The organism is Micromonospora sp. NPDC006431 (assembly GCF_042870725.1).
Classification (GTDB): domain Bacteria; phylum Actinomycetota; class Actinomycetes; order Mycobacteriales; family Micromonosporaceae; genus Micromonospora.
The window spans coordinates 46,154-64,475 of sequence record NZ_JBIAHQ010000008.1 but is presented as its reverse complement, the minus strand read 5'-3'; the positions used below and the strand labels follow the sequence as shown (position 1 = coordinate 64,475).

Genomic DNA, 18,322 nt, shown 5'->3' with positions numbered 1-18,322 from the left:
CACGGCCAGGCTCCTGCTCGCTGTATCTGGATCGAGAACCGCTGGATGGAATCGCCCGGCCAGGTGGACGTTGCTCCTCCCGTACCGACCGTGACCAGCAGGGACCGGGCACGCCGGACGCCGCCCCGTCCACGGGCGGGGATGACCGGCGTTCGGCCGGCGACGGGTGCGCCCGCCGGCGCGACGGCATGCCACCGCGCCGGCAGGTGTACGGAGCGGCCCGGCCGTGGCCGTCCCGTGAGGTGCGCGGTCCAGTGCCTGCCGGTTGCCCTCAGGCCGGGACGAGGCTCATCGTCAGGTCTGACCTAATTCATCGATCGTCCTCCATTGCGCCGGACCGCGGGAGTCGGTGTCCACGGCCGCCACGAAAGGGGGCTGGGGCATCGGCTACGGAGCCCCTGATGACAGGCAGTGTGAGCGCTAACTCGCGGCGCCGTCAATCCCTACGTACCAGTAAACCCAACGATTGACACCTGCCGGAAACCTATCTATGTTAGCGCTCAACTTGGGTTGGCCCGGCGCCGGCAGCCGTGCCGCAGCGTGGCTCACGACGTGGCGGCCAGGTGGGCGCCGGCGGGGTGCGCAGGGCGACGGCAGCGCACAGTGGACTTCCTGCTCGAGGAGGCAGCGTGGCCGCCGAGTTCGGCATCTCGGAGCTGTGGGATCCGGCGGTTCGCCGTGACCCGCACCGGTTCTACGACCGGGTACGCGACAGTGGTGGGCCGGTGCTGCAGGTCGATCCCGCGGGCAACCGCTTCTGGGTGATCGCCGGACATGCCGACGTGCTGGCGGGGCTGCGTCACCCGGCGATCGGACACGAGGTTCACCGGCTGTGCCCCGGCATGCAGCAGTCGGCCCCACGACAACTGTCGGAGGCGGCGAGAATCGAGGCTCGCCAGCTCATCAACCTCGACCCGCCCGACCACACCCGCCTACGGGGGCTGGCCAGCGGCGGCTTCACGGCGCGAGCGGTGGCCCGGTTGGAGCCCTGGATCACCGACCTCGCGGATCGGCTGGTCGCACGGGCACGCGAGCGGGGACGCATCGACGGGGTGAGCGACCTCGCTGACCCGGTGCCGGTCAACGTCATCGCGGAGCTGGTCGGCATCCCCGAGCCGGACCGACCACGGTTCCGGGCCTGGTCGGCCGCGATCGTGTCGGCCAGCATCGACGGCCCGGCGGCGACGGTCGAATTCGCGGCCTACCTCGACGAGCTGGCGGCCCAGCGCCGGGCGGCTCCGGCCGACGACCTGATGTCGCAGCTGGTGGCCCTGGCGGAGCGGGGTGAACCACTCGACCGCGATGAGCTGGTGGCGCTGGTGCAGCTGCTGCTCGTCGCCGGCCAGGAGACCACGGTCGACCTGATCGTCAACGGCATTCGTCTCCTGCTCACCCACCCCGAACAGTGGCAGGCGCTGCGAGACGATCCGTCGCTGGCGGCGGCGGTGGTCGAGGAGACCCTCAGGTACCGGGGCCCGGTCGAGATCGTGCCACCGCGATTCGCCCTCCAGGACCTGGAGATCGCCGGTGGGCGGATCCCCGCGTTCGATCGGGTGGGGATGTCGTTATGGGGAGCCAACCGCGACCCCGCGGTGTTCGACCGGCCGCACGTGTTCGACATCCACCGACCCGACGTTCGCAAGCACATCGCCTTCGGGCACGGGATCCACTTCTGTCTCGGCGCTCACCTGGCCCGGCTGGAGAGCCGAATCATGTTCGAACGGATCGCGCAACAGCTTCCCGGCCTCCGCCTCGCGGTCGATCCTGCCGACCTCGACGGTTTCCGTCTTCATCAGGACGGCCTGCCGCTGCAGGTTTGACGGGGGGCGTTCAATCTGGCCGGACGCCAGATTCGATGGGGCAACGGCACTGCCCCGACAGCCGACACCAATATGCGTGCCAAGCGGTGGTCGCACCATGCCAGGAATCGTTTTGCGAGACAGCGGAGAACCGGTTTGTTGCGACATCGGTTCGATCCACAGTCAAGAACACGCGACGATTGTAGATAGTTATCGCAGTGAATGAGGAAATACAGTTCTGAGCAAGATTCCTGTCGCGGTGGCGGCCGTCATGTGGCGGGCACCACGCAGGTCTGCTGCGTCCAGAAACGGAGGAGCCGCTATGGTCAGGCGTTTCTCGGCCGCCATCGCGCTCGGTGCACTCGTCGTGCCCGGCGCCTTGGCCGTCGAGCCAGCGTACGCGAACGAGTCGGTGGCAGGGCGGGTCGACCTCGCCGTCGGGCTGTCCGACCACATCAATTTGGCCGGAACGGGGCTGGTGCCGGCGGTCGTGCGGAGCACCCCGGCCTTCGACGCCACCGCCGTGGACGCCGGAAGCGTCCTGCTCGGTGCGTCCGGGGTCAGTGGTGCATCGCCCGCGAAATGGGCGGACGGTGCGGTGATGGCGACGAAAAGAGATGCCGACGGCGACGGCCGTATAGATCTCGTGCTGCATTTCGACAAAGCGGACCTCACCAGCGCCGGCGGGCTCGGCCCGGACAGTACCGAATTGAACTTGTCCGGTCGGTTGTCCGACGGTCGCGAGATCACCGGGTCCGACCAGGTCGACACCGAAATCGCATTCGAGATCAAGTTTGCCGAGTCGCTGGCGATCCGCGGTGCGAACGCCGGCCTGCACAGCGCGCGCGGCCAGAGCCTGGGGCGGGTTGAGAGCGTGCTCGACCGGCACGGCCAGGTCCGGGACCTCGTGCCCATGGTGCAGAGTGTCTCGTCCGCGGAGCTGACCGAACTCGTCGGTGAGGCGGAGGCGCGCACCGGCGGGGAGGTGCCCGACATGTCGTCGTGGTACCGCCTCACCATGCCGTCCGGGGTGGACGCCGAGGCCGTCACGGCCGAGCTCGCGGCGCTGCCGGAGGTCGCGCACGTCTATCCGGTACCGGAGCCGGTGCCACCGCCGTCGACCACGCCGGACTTCACCGGCCGGCAGGGATACCTCCGCCCGGCCCCGACCGGGATCGACGCCGACTTCAGCCGGCGAGACCCGCGACTGCGTGGCGCGGGGATCACGGTCGCCGACCTTGAGTACGACTGGAACCCGTTCCACGAGGATCTGCAGTTGGACTGGTCGAGCGACCTGGGCGGCGACGCCTTCCCGCGCTACACGGGCTTCGCCGACGAGCACGGCACGGCCGTTTTCGGCATCATGGCCGGGCGTGACAACGAGTACGGGGTCACCGGTGGGGTTCCCGACGCCCAGTTCTACGGCATCTCGCCGAACGAGCGGCTGCCCTCCGGTCGCACCTCCTGGAACCCCGGGCCGGCGCTGGTCTACCTGGCCGCCAACGGCAGCCTGCGACCCGGGGATGTCGTGCTGCTGGAGCAGCAGACCTCCAGCCCACTCGGCGGCACCCGGTACGCGCCGCTGGAATGGATCCCGGCGGTGTTCGACGCGATCAAGCTGCTGACCGGGCTGGGCGTCACCGTGGTCTCGACCGGCGGTAACGGCAACACCAACTCCGACGACCCGATGTACACCCGCAACGGCATCCGCTGGTTCGACCCGGCCGTGCAGCACTCCGGCTCGATCATGGTCGGTGCGGGTAGCAGCACGGACCACGAGCGGCTCAGCTTCTCCAACTACGGCACCCGGTTCGACCTGCAGGGCTGGGGGCAGAACATCACCACCACGGGGAGTAACGGAAACCTGCAGGGTGGCACGAACCCCGCCAACCTCAACGTCCGTTACACGCAGTCGTTCGGGGGCACGTCGGGCGCCGGGCCGATCGTGACGAACGCCGTCGTGGCCATCCAGTCGTACCTCAAGGCCACCGGCCAGGCTCCCTGGACCGCCCAGCAGATCGTCGAGGTCCTGAGGGCCACCGGCACGCCGCAGGGTGCGAACACGGCGGGTCAGCAGATCGGGCCGCTGCCCAACCTGGAGGCCGCCCTCAAGATGATCGAGGTCGACGCGCCGGTTTCGACCATCGCCCTCAGCCATCACGCCAACAGCGACGTGGACCCGGTGGCCAACCCGCTGGTGACCCTGAGGGCCGACGACGGTTGGGGCGTCGGTGTCGCTCGCATCGAGTACCGCATCGACGGCGGGCCGTGGACGGAGTACCAGGCGCCGTTCCGGGTGAAGGGACCGGGCCAGCGCACGATCGAGTACCGGGCAACCGACACCAAGGGCAATGTCGAGAAGGCCAACACGTTGACCTTCAACAACCCGCAGGTGCCGGTGTACCAGTAGTCACCTTCGGGCCCACCTCGGTCAGCTTGCCGAGGTGGGCCCGGCTGCTGACCGCGTCCATCGCGCGCTGCCGCCGGCCATTATGGACGCGAATCGAGGGTCTGGGGAGTTAAGTTCTTGACCACCTCACCCTGCTGCGGTGTGATAGTGCAATAGCACTCTGCTCGCTCGCTCGGGCCCTACGCCGTCCACAGGTCGTCGGGCCCGGCTCTCGGGTGCCCGACCGGGTTGTACCTCCGGCGCAATGATCCGAAGTTCTCCCGGATGTCACGCACGAGCGTCACACAGAAAGGGGACGTTGTGACAGACCAGCTCATCCCAAGACGGACGCCCTGGCGGCGGAAGTGGCGGCACCTGGTTGCCGCGGCGGGTGCCGTCGCCCTCCTGCTTGCCACCCCGATCCAACCCGGGTACGCCGCACCCACCGCGGACGGTTCGGGCAAGCTCCAGCCAGTCGACCCGCAGAACTGGAAAAACCAGTACGACATGACCTGGGCGGACTGGAAGGACATCCCGAACACGAAGTGGAACGACCCGAACGTCAAGCCGTCCGTGCGGGGACTGAAGATCGCCCTGGTCGCGGTCGACTTCCCCGACCAACCCTTCGTGATCACCCAGCCCAAGAAGAGCGACCTGTTCGGCAACCCGCAGATCGACCCGATCAGCCGCGATGAGGTCCCCGAGTTCTACCGCCAGTACTACATGGAGCCCAACGAGCTCAACCACGGGCGCACCATCCACGAGTACTGGATGGAACAGAGCCGTGGCCAGTTCGGGGTTGCCCAGCTCGACGCGTTCGGCCCCTACAAGATGCCGCGCAACCTCTTCGAGTACGGGCTGAACGAGTTCAACCAGCAACCCGCCTGCCCGAAGGGCTACACCTGTAACGGCAACCTCAACAACGACGCGGCCAACGCGTGGCGGACCGCGCGCGGCTGCACGGGCAACTGCGGGTACGACGTGATCCTGCGCGTCTACGCCGGTTACGACGAGACCAGCATCTGGCAGGAATTCGGCGAGATGATGTTCCAGAACAAGGAGGACATCCCCGACGAGTGGGGCCCGCCGGCCGAGTTCAACAAGGACGGCAGCCTCCCGAACTGGGCGCCGACCCGCTACGTCGAGTGGACCTCGTGGAAGGCGGCGGCCCAGCAGTGGGGCCAGTCCTCGATCCGCCAGGGGGAGAGCTCCGGCACGATCACCCACGAGATGGGCCACTTCTTCTTCAGCATCGGCGACAACAACAACAACCCGTTCTCCCACCGGGAGAACCCCCCGTCGCCCTTCCACCGGGTCGGCTCGGCCCCGTGGGACATGATGGACCGGGGTTCGTTCAACGGCCCCGGCGGCCACCACATGCGCTGGGTGGTCCCGCCGAACCAGGGCGGCTGGAGCCCGGCCGGCCTGATGCTGCGGAACAAGATAGCGATGAACATCGTGCCGGCGGACAATGTGCTCCGGGTCAGCCGGCAGGCACTGGCGGACTCCGGCGTCGTCGTCGCCAAGGTGACCGCGCGGGCGGTCGACCCGGGGGCGCAGGGTGTCTCCGGCATCCGGGTCGCCCTGGACGGCCCGGGGCGCCCTGACCGCACCCCCGACTGCAGCATCAACACGGATCCGTTCTGCCACGGCAACACGGGCTGGGACGACTACACCGTCGAGGTCGTGGACCGGATGGGCTTCGACTCGTTCACCCCGGACAACGGCGTCCTGATCGCGAAGAACAAGACCCGCGAGGGCAACACCTGCGGCTACAACTGCTTCGACTGGGTGATCGACGCCAACCCGCAGGACATCGAGATGGTCGACTACTACTCACCGGACGGCACCCCGGTGATGGCCACCATCGCCGACCACCGGCAGCTCAACGATGCCCTGTTCCACGCCGGTACCGACTCCGGTTCCAAGTACGAGTACGTCGACCAGGCCAACCGGCTGCACATCTACGTGCTGGACGTCCAGCGCGACGCCGACGGCATCCTGTCGTACACGGTGGCCATCCGGTCGCTGGACGGATCCGGGCCCAACGCCCGCGGTGTGGCGCTGGGACAGCCGGTGAAGCAGGGCGTCGAGCCGTCGCGGACCGCGCAGTGCACGTTCCCGCTGAGTAACACCGGCGCGGCGGGCGTCACGGCGGGCCACCCGCGCGACGTGACGAAGTTCGTCGGCTCCGACGTCTACCGTCTCTCGGCGGACTCCGCGGGCGCCGGCTGGACGACCTGGATGCCGTACGAGGTCGTCGCGGCGAACGCGGGCGGCACGGTCCAGGTGCCGGTCTACGCCTCCCGGACGGCGGGATCGGCCAACCAGGCCACGGTCACCCTCACGGCGACCTCGGAGAGCGACCCGAGCAAGTCGACGAGCGTGACCTGCCAGGTGCACGTCAAGGACACCACTCCCGGCGCCGGCCAGGGCGAGGGGCGATGATCCGGAGGTAGCTCGCCAGACGCGACCGGCGGCAGCCCGATAGGGCTGCCGCCGGTGGTGTTTCCGGGATCGTTGCGGGTGCGTCGGGAAGCGCCAGGGAGGTCTCGGCACCGAGCCTGCGGGGACGGGCTACCTGGTCACGAGGTCTTTGATCTGCGCGCCCAGCGTGTCGGTGCCGCCGGGCCAGCCGCGCAGCAGCTTGCCCCCCTTGCTCACCAACGCGACCAGCGGCGGCTCCTCCACCCGGTACGTCCGCCAGACCTGTCCGGTCCGATCGATCCCCACCGGATGTTTGACTCCGTTGTCGCGGACGTACTGGCTCATGCGCTCGACCGTCGAGTCGGTGCCCACACCCACGAAGAGGACCACATCTCGGTACTCCTCGGCGAGCCGGTTGATCTCCTTCTGCTGGTCGGCGCAGAGCGTGCACCAGGGTTCGAGGAAAACCAGGACGACCGGCCGACGGTCCCACTGTTCCGCCATGTTCAGAACCGTGCCGTCGAGCAGCTCCAGGGTGAATCCGGGTGCCCGCGGGGCGTTCGTCGGCGGGGCGACGAAGGTGACGCCCTTGGGTACCGGGCCGGGGAGGGCCGCCGGCGGGGGCTGGTCGGCCTGGTCCGTCGAGCCGGTGCAGCCGGCGAGGGACAGGGTGAGGACGAGCAACGCCGGAAGACAACTGCGGGACCTCACGACACCACCACCTCGCCCGCGATGTCCGCGGCATCGCTCTTCTTGATGGGTACGCCCGGGCGATCCTCCAGGATCAGGACGTGTCCCTCGACTTGTTCCTTCGCCTCGACCTTGAGCAGCATCACGCAGAGCGTCGGCTCGCGCTTGACCTTGCTGAAGTCGACGTCCATCGCCTTTTCCGAGGTTCCCGTGGGGAGCTTGCCCCGCGCGACCTCGCGGCCGTTGCCGTCCTTGATGACGAACGGCGCCTCGGCGTGGGCGAAGCGGTAGGGCCCGGCCCCGGCGCAACTGGTGCCGGGCGGGCGCAGGTTCCAGTCGGGCACGGTCAGGCGGATGACCTGGGTCTTGACGGGAGCGGCGGGTGGGTCGGAGCAGCCGCTGGCGAATGTTGCGCCCAGTATGGCGGTGCCGAGCAGGAGCGCTCGTGGTGGGTTCATCGCTTCCCTCTCATTGCGGGGCCGGCCGACGGGTGGGTGGGCTTCCCGCCACCCACCTGTCAGCTTCCGACGGTCAGGCGTGGCGGCCGGTGTCCGCGGGGGTGACTGTGCAGGTGCTGGTCGACCGAGCGGTCGGATCACTTTCGGATACGGCGCTCAGCGTCACGGTGGTGTTGTTCGCCGCCCCTGGGACGCGGGTGACGTAGACCGGCACGGTCACGCTCTGCCCGAACTGCGCGGCGGCGAGTTCGTTGTAGAGTTCCGCGCGCCAGCCTGACCCGGACGACTCGACCGACAGCCGGTAAACGTCGCCGCGCACCTTGTCGCTGACATCGCTGGGGTGCAGCGTGCGGTCGATGTCGGCTGCCTGGCCGGTGTTGTTTAGCTGGAAGGTGCAGGTGGCGGCCTTTCCGGGGGTGTGCCGTCCGGCCTCGCCGGCGTCGACTCGGACGCCTCGCTGGTGCGGCCCGGCGCCGTCGAGGGAGCGTACGCCCACGGTGTAGGTTCGGATGCCGTCGGCGTCGACCGAGAGGTCGATGATGTAGAAGTGCAGCCGGTTGTCCCGGTCGACCCACTCGTACTCGGTACCGGAGTTGGTCCCCGCGTTGAAGGTGGCGTCGTTGAGCTGCCGCGGGTCACCCGGCACCACCATGCGTGGTGTGCCGTCCGGTTGATAGAAGTCCACCATGTTGATGTCCTCGGGCTTCGGGTCGACGGTCCAGGCGAAGCACGTGGCGGTGCCGCAGTTGGTGGCCTGCGGCTTCGTCTTGTTGATGATCACCCCGTTGCCGGGGATGAAGGAGTCGACGCCGATCTGCTGCACCGTCTCGATGGTGTAGGCGGTGTAGTCGCTGTTTCCCGCGCAGTTCAGCCCGCCGGTGGACGGGTGGCACGAGGGTGTCCGGTCGACCGGACGCGCACCGTCCAGCGTGATCCGTACGCCGAGTAGTTCGTCGGCCAGCGGGCCGACCGCCCGGGCCCGGACCTTGGCGATCACGACTCCCGACTTCGCCAGTCCGTTCCGGCTGAGGTCGACGATGTCCTTCGTGGTGATCATGCCGAGTTGCAGCTTGTTGCGGAGGTTGTGGTGGGGGCCGACGGTTGATCCTCCGTCGGCGGGCACCTTCCAGCGGGTGTGCATGCCGGTGGGGCCGTTCCAGGACCCCTGGCTCATCATGTCCCATTGCCCCGTGAAGGTCCGCTGCGTGGGTACCGCGAACGCGCCGTTGTAATTGTCGCCGATGCCGAGCAGGTGGCTGAACTCGTGCGCGTAGCCGGCGGTGCCGGACGACTCCGCCATGTTGGCGGACCGGTTGCCGGCGCTGGCCCAGGTGAACGAGCCGGCCGCCCAGGAGGTCCACGGGATGTACCGGGTCGGCATCCAGTTCTTCATGGTGCCGTCCGGGTCGAACTCCCGCGGTGGCCCGAACTCGTCCGGCACGTCCTCGGGGGACTGGAACATCATCTCGCCGAACACCTGCCAGGCGGTCGACTCGTCGAGGCCGGCGCCCATGTAGAAGACCTGGTCGTAGGAGTTGGCGACGGCCTGGCCGACGTCGGCGATCCAGGCGTTGCGGGCGTCCTGGGTGAAGTTTCCGTTGCAGGTGAACTTGGGCGGGCAGCTGCTCGCGTTGCCGTACGGGGAGTTGCCGTACTCGAAGTGGTTGCGGGGCAGCCGGTAGGAGCCGAAGGCATCGAGGTCGACGCCGTACTTGCCGTACGAGACTTCCATCCAGTAGGAGTTCAGCGTCTGCCCGTGGTTTAGCGGCCCGGGTTTGTTGAGCAGGTCGCGGTAGAAGGCCGCGACGTCGTCGCGTGGCACGTTGCCGACGCCGATCGGATTGCCGAAGACCGTCGAGCCCGGGGCCTGGCTGATCTGGAACGGCATGTTGGGGTAGTCGAGGACGACGAGTGCGGCCTTCCACCTCTTTACCGAGGGCTGGCGGGCGGGATCGCTCCAATCCGTCCCGGGCACGGGGGCGAAGTCGTCCCAGGTGAGGTCGTACTGGTTGTCCCAGTTCTGCGGGTCGAGCGGAACGATGGCCGGTGCGCCGGCTGCTGCCGGTGGTGGCGTGGCACCGGCGGTCTGTGGCGCGACGAGGGTGCCGGCAGTGAGTGCGGCCAGGACGATGGTCGTCCAGCGCCGTCGGGTTGGTCGTGGTCTCCAGGACACGGCGGTCCTCCCTGCGGTGGCTCGGTGGGTCCCGGCGCACCAGCGTTGGCGGCCGGGGTCGCTGATGGACGTGAGTGGTCGCACGGGGGGCTGGTCGCTTGTGGCGATCGACGGGGGTGTGACCCCGGACTTCGGGGTCACGATTGAGAAACGAGGTTGCAATTGTACATTGCACCAGCCGGATTCGGTGACTAGTCTCCCTGACAAAGCTCAGCCCCAGAAGGTGCTCCGCACCCTCGACATGTTTGCGGTGACCACCCGTCCGCCACGCCTCACGCCCGCCGGGACCTCGGGGTCCTGCGTCGGGCGACAACCGTCCCGGCACGAGCGCTCTCTGCTATTCCACAGGGGAGGTCCGAGCGTGCCCAGCGGCCCGCGCGACGGACAGCCAAGGAGGAGATAATGCGTGTGTACGGCAAGGTCGGGCGGATAGTCGCCCTGTCGGCCAGCGTGGGGCTGCTCGCCGCAGTCACCGCGTGCAGCGGGGCCAAATCGACCGGGGACGGAGATCGCAAGACCTTCGTCTTCGGCGCTTCCGAGGACCCCAAGACCCTCGACGCGGCGTACGTGTCCGACGGCGAGTCCTTCCGCGTCATCTTCCAGGTCTACGAGACGCTGGTGGCGCTGAAGCCGGGCACGACCGAGGTCGTCCCGTCGCTGGCCACCGACTGGAAGGTCAGCAACGACGGGTTGAGCTACACCTTCAACCTGGCCAAGGGCGTCACGTTCCACGATGGTGAGCCGTTCAACGCCAAGGCGGTCTGCTACAACTTCGACCGCTGGTACCACTTCAAGGGCGCCCAGCAGAACGGCGACATCTCGTACTACTGGCAGACGATCTTCGGCGGCTTCGCCACCCAGGACAACGAAGCCGCGCCGAAGACCAGCCGCTACGGCTCCTGCGAGGCCACCGAGGACTCCGTGGTGACGCTGCGACTGAAGGAGCCGTCCTCGGCGCTGCTGTCCGGCCTGGTGCTGCCGGCCTTCTCCATCGCCAGCCCGAAGGCGATCGAGCAGGGCGGGACCGACCTCGCCGTCAGCGGTGACTCGATCGCCTACACCGGCGGCTTCGGCACCAAGGTGGTCGCCGGTACCGGACCGTTCAAGTTCGTGAGCTGGGACCGTGGCGAGCGGCTGGTCCTGGCGGCCAACGAGAACTACCGCGAGGGCAAGCCCCCGCTGGACGAGATCATCTTCCGGCCGATCGCCGATGCTACCGCGCGGATGCAGGCGCTGCAGGCTGGCGAGATCGACGCCTACGAGGGCGTCGCGGCGGCCGACATCCAGGCGGTCAAGGACGTCGGCCAGGTGGTCGAGCGTCCGGCCTTCAACGTCGGGTACATCGGCATGAGCCAGAAGGTGCCGCTGCTGAAGAACCACAAGATCCGCGAGGCGATCGCGCACGCGGTGAACCGCCAGGGCCTGCTGTCCGCGGCGTACCCCGAGGGCGCCGAGGTGGCCAACCAGTTCCTGCCGCCGTCGCAGTGGGGCTACAACACGAGCATCAAGGGCTATGAGTACGACCCGGACAAGGCCAAGCAGCTCATCGCCGAGTCGGGGGAGAAGGACCTGAAGCTGGAGTTCTGGTACCCGGCCAACGTGTCGCGTCCGTACATGCCGAACCCGCAGGCGGTCTACGAGTCCTTCGCCGCGGACCTGGAGAAGGTCGGCTTCACGATCGTCCCGAAGACGGTCCCGTGGACACCGGACTACCTGCAGAACATCCAGGCAGACGGGAAGGGACAGCTCTTCCTGCTCGGTTGGAGCGGCGACTACGCCGACCCGGACAACTTCGTGGGCACCTTCTTCCGTGAGACCACCCCGCAGTTCAACCTGACCGAGCCCAACATCCAGGGGCTGCTCAAGAAGGCGTTGACGGAGACCGACCAGGCCGCCCGCCAGAAGCTGTACGAGGAGGCGAACCAGCTCATCTTCGACTACATCCCCGGCGTGCCGTTCGTGCACAACCGGCCGCTGCTGGCCCTGGGCAAGAACGTGACCGGCTACCAGCCGTCACCGGTGAGCCTCGAGTACTTCAAGCTCGTGAAGATCGAAGGCTGATGATCTCGTGCTTCGCTTTGTCGTTCGACGGCTGCTTCAGCTGATCCCGATCCTGCTGGGGTTGTCGATCCTGCTGTTCGCCTGGGTCCGCGCGCTCCCGGGTGGGCCTGCCCAGGCGCTGCTCGGGGAGAAGGCGACACCGGCGGCCATCGAACAGATCGAGGCGCAGCTCGGCCTGGACCGCCCGCTCTGGGAACAGTACCTCCAGTTCCTCGGGCGGGCGGTCCGGCTGGACTTCGGCGCGTCCCTGCAGACCGGGCGGCCGGTCATCGAGGAGATGGCACGCCGATTCCCGGCCACGATCGAGCTCGCCGTCGCCGCGCTCGTCATCGCCGTCGCGGTGGGCATTCCGCTGGGCTATATGGCCGCTCGCCGGTACGGGACCTGGCTGGACAACGTGCTGGTCTCGGGTTCGCTGCTCGGGGTGACCGTCCCGATCTTCTTCCTGGCGTACCTGCTCAAGCTCGTCTTCGCCGTCCAGCTCGGCTGGCTGCCGACGGCGGGCCGGGCGGATCCACGCGCCAGCGCTGATCATCCCACCGGCTTCTACGTCCTCGACGGCATCCTCACCGGCAACCTGCCGGCGAGCGGGGATGCCCTGATCCACCTGATCCTGCCAGCGACCGCGTTGGCCTCGATACCGCTCGCCGTGATCGTCCGGATGACCCGCGCCTCGGTGGTCAACGTCCTGCACGAGGACTACGTGCGCACCGCCGAGGCGAAGGGCCTGCTGCCCGGCACGGTGACCCGCCGGCACGTCCTGCGGAACTCGATGCTGCCGGTGACCACCGTCATCGGCCTGCAGATGGGCGTCCTGCTCGCCGGAGCCGTCCTCACCGAGACGGTGTTCGCCTTCTCCGGCGTCGGGAAGTTCATGGCCGATGGCATCGTCGCACGCGATTTCCCGACCATTCAGGGTTTCATCTTGGTGATTGCCGTGAGTTACGTACTCATCAACATGATCGTCGATTTTGTTTACGGACTGCTCGATCCGCGGGTGAGGGTGTCGTGAGCGTCGCGGAGCAAGCTCGCCCCGGGGATCCGGCCGGGCCGGCGGGCGTGGGCGCGGTGGTCGGCGAGCCCACCCCGGCGCGTGGCCTGCGCGGTGAGGCCCTGCGCCGGCTGGTGCGGAATCCGATGGCGATGGTCGGGTTCGCGCTGATCCTGGTGTTTGTCGCGGTCGCCGTCTTCGCGCCGTGGATCGCGCCGTACTCGCCGAAGGACAACTCGTGGCTGTCTCAGGTCCGGCCCGGCGCATACCCGGGGCCCTCGGCCGAGCACTGGCTGGGCATCGACCCGCTGGGCCGGGACGTCTTCTCCCGGCTCGTCCACGGGGCTCGACAGTCGCTGTTGATCGGCGTGGTGTCACTGGCGATCGGCGCCACCGTCGGGGTGTTCCTGGGGCTGCTCGCGGGCGCCTTCGGCGGCTGGGTCGACGTGCTGGTCATGCGGCTGGTCGACATCATGCTCTCCGTACCGGGCCTGCTCTTCGCCATCGCGGTCGCCGCGCTGCTCGGGCAGAGCCTGACCTCGGTGATGATCGCCATCGCGGTGGTCAACGTGCCGATCTTCGCGCGGCTGCTGCGCGGTGAGATGCTCGGGCAACGCAACGCCGACTACGTGCTGGCGGCGCGCTCACTCGGCATCTCCCGGGCCGGCATCGTCTTCCGCCACGTGCTGCCGAACTCGTTCACCCCGGTGATCGTCCAGGGCACCCTGACCCTCGCGTTGGCCATCGTCGAGGCAGCGGGCCTGGCCTTCCTCGGTCTGTCCGGCAGCGATCCGTCGGCGCCGGAATGGGGACGCATGTTGACCGACGCCCAGGTCGCGCTGACCTCCGCCCCGCAACTGGCGCTATACCCGGGGCTGGCGATCGTATTCGCCGCGCTCGGCTTCACTCTCGTCGGCGAGTCGCTGCGCGAAGCACTCGACCCCAAGCTACGGCGGTGAACAGGATGAGCTTCCTGCGCGTACGGGACCTCACGGTCACCTTCACCCGGCCCGGGCATCCGCCGGTGCGGGCCGTCGACGGCGTGACCTTCGACGTCGAGGCGGGGCAGTCGGTGGGGATCGTCGGCGAGTCCGGCTCCGGCAAGTCCGTCACGTCGCTGGCCATCATGCGGTTGCTGCCGGCGCGGAACGTGCGGGTGACCGGCAGCATCATGCTCGGCGAGCAGGACCTGCTGTCCCTGTCCGCCCGGCAGATGCGCGACGTCCGGGGTCGGGACGTGGCCATGATCTTTCAGGACCCGATGACCTCTCTCAACCCGGTGGTCACCGTGGGGCGGCAGCTCGTCGAGGTGATCGTCCGGCACGGTGACAGGTCGGCGGCCGAGGCCAGAAAGGATGCCCGGGCCCTGTTCGACCGGGTCGGCATCCCGGACCCGGCGCGCCGGCTTCGGGAGTACCCACACCAACTGTCCGGCGGGATGCGGCAGCGGGTCATGATCGCTATGGCGATCGCCTGCCGACCCCGGCTGCTCATCGCCGACGAGCCCACCACGGCGCTCGACGTGACCATCCAGGCGCAGATCCTTGACCTGCTGCGTGACCTCGTCGAGGAGAGCGGCTCGGCGCTGGTGATGATCACGCATGACCTGGGGGTCGTGGCCGGACTGTGCGAGCGGGTGCACGTGATGTACTCCGGTCGGATCGTGGAATCCGCCCCGGCCGGCGGCCTGTTCGGGCAGCCCGCCCACCCGTACACCGACGGTCTGCTGCGCTCGATACCCCGGATGGACGGCGAGCGGGGCGGCCTGTTGCACACCATCCGCGGCTCGGTGCGGGACGTCGTGCCGTGGGATCGCGGTTGCGCGTTCCAACCCCGCTGCGGCCACGCCGTCGAGGCGTGCCTGGGCGCGGCACCGCCGGTGCAGGAGCTCAGCCTCTTCCCGCCGCGCGAGGTCCGCTGTCCACGCCCGCTGCAGCCGGCGGCACACCCCGCTGCGGGACGTCACGAGGGGGGCGCCGAATGAGCCTGCTTCAGGTACGCGATCTCAAGGTCCACTTTCCGATCCGCGGCGGAACACTCCTCCGCCGCCAGCACGGCTCCGTGAAGGCCGTGGACGGCGTGGACCTGGACGTAGCGGCCGGGACCACGTTCGGCCTGGTGGGGGAGTCCGGTTGCGGCAAGTCCACCCTCGCGCGCGCTGTCACCCGGCTCATCGAACCGACCAGTGGCACCGTCACCCTCGACGGCGAGGACCTCCTCGGGCTCAGCGAACGGCGGCTGCGCTCGTCGCGGCGGAACTTCCAGCTGGTCTTCCAGGATCCGATGGCCAGTCTGGACCCTCGGCAGAGCGTGGAGTCACTGCTCACCGAGCCGCTGCGCGCCTACAAGATCCCGGGCGGATCGGCGGAACACGCGCGGCGTATCCGGCACCTGCTGGACGTGGTGGGACTGCCGGTCGCCGCACTCAACCGCTACCCGCACGAGTTCTCCGGCGGTCAGCGCCAGCGGATCGGAATCGCCCGGGCCCTGGTGCTGAACCCCAAGCTGGTCGTCGCCGACGAGCCGGTGTCGGCGCTGGACGTGTCCGTCCAGGCACAGGTGATCAACCTGCTCAAGCAACTGCAGGAGACGTTCTCGCTGACCTATCTGGTCATCGCCCACGACCTCGCCGTGGTCAGGCACATCAGCGACACGGTGGCGGTGATGTACCTGGGATCGATCATCGAGCAGGCGCCGTCCGAGGCGCTCTACCGCAAGCCGACCCACCCCTACACCAAGGCCCTCATGGGCGCGGTGCCGGTGCCGGACCCAGCGGTCGAGGTGGCCCGCAACCGGATCCTGCTGCGGGGCGACCTGCCGTCGCCGGCCAATCCGCCCGCCGGGTGCCGCTTTCACACCCGCTGCCCGTGGCGCCAGCCCACTCGCTGCGCCGACGAGCGGCCGGCCCTGCGCACGGTCGCGCCGGGGCATCAGGTTGCCTGCCACTACGCGAAGGACATCGAGGCCGGCCGGATCCAGCCGGCGGCGACCGCCACGCCGAGGTCCGGGGTGGCGGCACCGAGACAGCCGCAGCCCGCTGCGGCGCGAACCGCGGAGCTCCTGACTGGCCGGCAGTCCCATGGACGGTGACCTCAAGCCGAAGGTCGTGCACCTGCGCGGCGGCGCCGTCAGCATCGTCATCGACGCCAGCGGACCGGGGCTGCCGGTGCTGCGGTACTGGGGCCCCGAGCTGAGCGAGGCGGACGCCCACATCGTCGGTCTCGGCTTCGGCGAATCACTGCCGGTGAACTCGCCCGACCCGGTGGTGCCACTGGCGATGCTGCCCGAGGCGGCCACCGGACACATGGGCCGACCCGGTCTGCGCGGGCACCGCACGGGAACATGCTGGTCGTCGGCCTTCGCACTGACCGGCGTCGCGGTCACCGCCGGTACGAGCCGGTTCACCGCAGTCGATCACCGCGCCGACCTGGAGCTGGTGACCGAGGTGGAGTTGGCGCCGTCGGGGTTGGCGCGGGTGCGTCACGAGCTGACCAACCGCGGCACCACGGCGTACGTGTTGGAGGGGCTCGAGGTTGCCCTTCCGGTGCCGCCGCACGCCGACGAGCTGCTCGACTTCACCGGCCGGTGGGCTCGCGAACGCCACCCGCAGCGTCGGGCGTTCGACCGGGGCGCGTGGGTTCGGGAGAGCCGACACGGCCGTACCGGCCATGACGCGACCATCGGCCTGGTGGCCGGCACCCGAGGCTTCGGGTTCCGCAGCGGCGAGGTGTGGGGCATCCATGTCGCGTGGAGCGGCAACCATCTCACCTACGCACAGCGTCTGCCCGACGGCCGGTCCACGCTCGGCGGCGGTGAGTTGTTGCTCAGCGGTGAGGTGATCCTGGCCGCGGGGGAGGCGTACCGGTCACCCTGGATCTACGGCGCCTACAGCCCCTCCGGTCTCGACGGCCTGAGCGCGGTGTTTCATCGGTGGCTACGGTCGCGGCCGCAGCATCCGGTGCCGGACCGGCCGCGACCGGTCGTGCTGAACACGTGGGAGGCCGTCTACTTCGATCATGACCACGCCCGGCTGCGCGCGCTGGCGGAGGCGGCCGCCGATGTCGGCGTGGAACGGTTCGTCCTCGACGACGGCTGGTTCGCCGGGCGCCGGCACAGCAGCGCCGGCCTGGGGGACTGGTTCGTCGATCCGGACGTCTGGCCCGACGGCCTGGGGCCGTTGATCGACCACGTCGAGGCGTTGGGCATGGAGTTCGGGCTGTGGGTCGAACCGGAGATGATCAACCCGGACTCCGACCTGTTCCGGTCGCACCCGGACTGGGTCCTCGGCCCGGCGCCGGGCGTGCTGCCGGTCACGATCCGCCGCCAGCAGGTCCTCAACCTGGCGCATCCGGCGGCGTACCGGTACATCCTCGACCGGCTCGACAGCTTGTTGCGGGACCACAACATCAGGTATCTCAAGTGGGATCACAACCGCGACCTGGTCGACGCCGGCCAGGACGGCCTGGCGTCGGTACACGACCAGACGCTCGCCGTGTACCGGTTGCTCGCCGAGTTGCGCCGGCGACACCCCGGGGTGGAGATAGAGAGTTGCTCCTCGGGCGGGGCACGGATCGACCTGCAGATGCTGGAGTACACCGACCGGGTGTGGGCGAGCGACTGCAACGATGCGCTGGAGCGCCAGGCGATCCAGCGTTGGACGGGGCTGTTCCTGCCCCCGGAACTGATCGGTTCGCATGTCGGGCCGTCGCGTTCACACACCACCTCGCGTACCCACGACCTGTCCTTCCGCCTGGCGACCGCGATCTTCGGCCATCTCGGCCTGGAATGGGACGTCTCCACCGCCACCGATGAGGAGCGACGGCAGTTGCGCCGGGCGATCGCCACCTATCGGGCGCTTCGCCCGCTGCTGCACGGGGGAACCGTCGTCCGCGTCGACCACCCGGACCCGTCAGCCTGGGTGCACGGGGTTGTGTCGGCGGACCGCTCGGCCGCGGTGTTCGCCTACGTACAGCTGGCCACGTCCGTGGACGCCGTGCCCGCCCCCTGGCGGATGCCGGGCCTCGATCCGGACCGCTCGTACCGGGTCACCCTCCTCGATCAGATCGGCCCGCCCGCCACGGCTGGTCGATCCGACCCTGCCTGGTTCGAATCGGGTTCGGTCGACGTGGGCGGTCGGGTGCTCGGCGTGCTGGGGCTGCCGCCACCACTGCTGGCACCCGAGCAGGCCGTGCTGGTACGGCTCGACGCCGTCGGGGAGCCGCACCGCCAACGGTGAGGCGCCGGCGCGACGTGGGCCAGGCGTACGCGAACCGGCCACGATCGTGGGCGTCCGGCGCGACGGGCGGCGTGGTGGTCGTCCACCACCCGGCCGAA

At 69.0% G+C, this 18,322-nt stretch carries 12 protein-coding genes; 9 read left to right on the top strand and 3 right to left on the bottom strand.

Annotation, left to right across the window (positions count from 1 at the left end):
* The first annotated feature begins 629 nt into the window (after positions 1-629).
* From ACFYM6_RS16190 to ACFYM6_RS16180, 3 genes are all read left to right on the top strand, one after another.
* Positions 630-1,820: a cytochrome P450 gene (locus ACFYM6_RS16190; RefSeq protein WP_387276120.1), complete on the top strand. Its 1,191-nt coding sequence runs from the start codon at positions 630-632 to the stop codon at positions 1,818-1,820.
* A 301-nt stretch (positions 1,821-2,121) separates the two neighbouring features.
* Positions 2,122-4,209: an OmpL47-type beta-barrel domain-containing protein gene (locus ACFYM6_RS16185; protein WP_387276118.1), complete on the top strand. Its 2,088-nt coding sequence runs from the start codon at positions 2,122-2,124 to the stop codon at positions 4,207-4,209.
* Between the two features lie 300 nt (positions 4,210-4,509).
* Positions 4,510-6,636, top strand: a complete 2,127-nt coding sequence (locus ACFYM6_RS16180; protein ID WP_387276116.1) for a peptidase M6 — start codon at positions 4,510-4,512, stop codon at positions 6,634-6,636.
* A 129-nt stretch (positions 6,637-6,765) separates the two neighbouring features.
* On the opposite strand, the gene ACFYM6_RS16175 is transcribed toward ACFYM6_RS16180, so the two are convergent.
* From ACFYM6_RS16175 to ACFYM6_RS16165, 3 genes are all read right to left on the bottom strand, one after another.
* Positions 6,766-7,326 (bottom strand): redoxin domain-containing protein, encoded by a 561-nt coding sequence (locus tag ACFYM6_RS16175; RefSeq protein ID WP_387276115.1) that lies wholly within the window; start codon positions 7,324-7,326, stop codon positions 6,766-6,768.
* Positions 7,323-7,763, bottom strand: a complete 441-nt coding sequence (locus ACFYM6_RS16170; protein ID WP_387276113.1) for a hypothetical protein — start codon at positions 7,761-7,763, stop codon at positions 7,323-7,325. The genes ACFYM6_RS16175 and ACFYM6_RS16170 overlap by 4 nt, the downstream gene beginning before the upstream one ends.
* 73 nt (positions 7,764-7,836) lie before the next feature.
* Positions 7,837-9,936: a M6 family metalloprotease domain-containing protein gene (locus tag ACFYM6_RS16165; RefSeq protein ID WP_387276111.1), complete on the bottom strand. Its 2,100-nt coding sequence runs from the start codon at positions 9,934-9,936 to the stop codon at positions 7,837-7,839.
* 402 nt (positions 9,937-10,338) lie between these two features.
* On the opposite strand from ACFYM6_RS16165, the gene ACFYM6_RS16160 reads away from it, so the two are divergent.
* From ACFYM6_RS16160 to ACFYM6_RS16135, 6 genes are read left to right on the top strand one after another with little or no spacing between them, the layout of a single operon-like run.
* Positions 10,339-11,997: an ABC transporter substrate-binding protein gene (locus ACFYM6_RS16160; protein ID WP_387276109.1), complete on the top strand. Its 1,659-nt coding sequence runs from the start codon at positions 10,339-10,341 to the stop codon at positions 11,995-11,997.
* A gap of 7 nt (positions 11,998-12,004) precedes the next feature.
* Positions 12,005-13,009, top strand: coding sequence for an ABC transporter permease (locus ACFYM6_RS16155; RefSeq protein ID WP_387276107.1), 1,005 nt, complete (start codon positions 12,005-12,007; stop codon positions 13,007-13,009).
* A complete protein-coding gene (locus ACFYM6_RS16150; protein ID WP_387276105.1) occupies positions 13,006-13,947 on the top strand; it encodes an ABC transporter permease in 942 nt (313 codons plus the stop codon). Before ACFYM6_RS16155 ends, ACFYM6_RS16150 begins: the two co-directional genes overlap by 4 nt.
* Before the next feature lie 5 nt (positions 13,948-13,952).
* Positions 13,953-14,972: an ABC transporter ATP-binding protein gene (locus tag ACFYM6_RS16145; RefSeq protein ID WP_387276103.1), complete on the top strand. Its 1,020-nt coding sequence runs from the start codon at positions 13,953-13,955 to the stop codon at positions 14,970-14,972.
* A complete protein-coding gene (locus ACFYM6_RS16140; protein WP_387276101.1) occupies positions 14,969-16,078 on the top strand; it encodes an ABC transporter ATP-binding protein in 1,110 nt (369 codons plus the stop codon). Before ACFYM6_RS16145 ends, ACFYM6_RS16140 begins: the two co-directional genes overlap by 4 nt.
* Positions 16,068-18,224, top strand: a complete 2,157-nt coding sequence (locus ACFYM6_RS16135; RefSeq protein WP_387276099.1) for an alpha-galactosidase — start codon at positions 16,068-16,070, stop codon at positions 18,222-18,224. Before ACFYM6_RS16140 ends, ACFYM6_RS16135 begins: the two co-directional genes overlap by 11 nt.
* Positions 18,225-18,322: the final 98 nt, after the last annotated feature.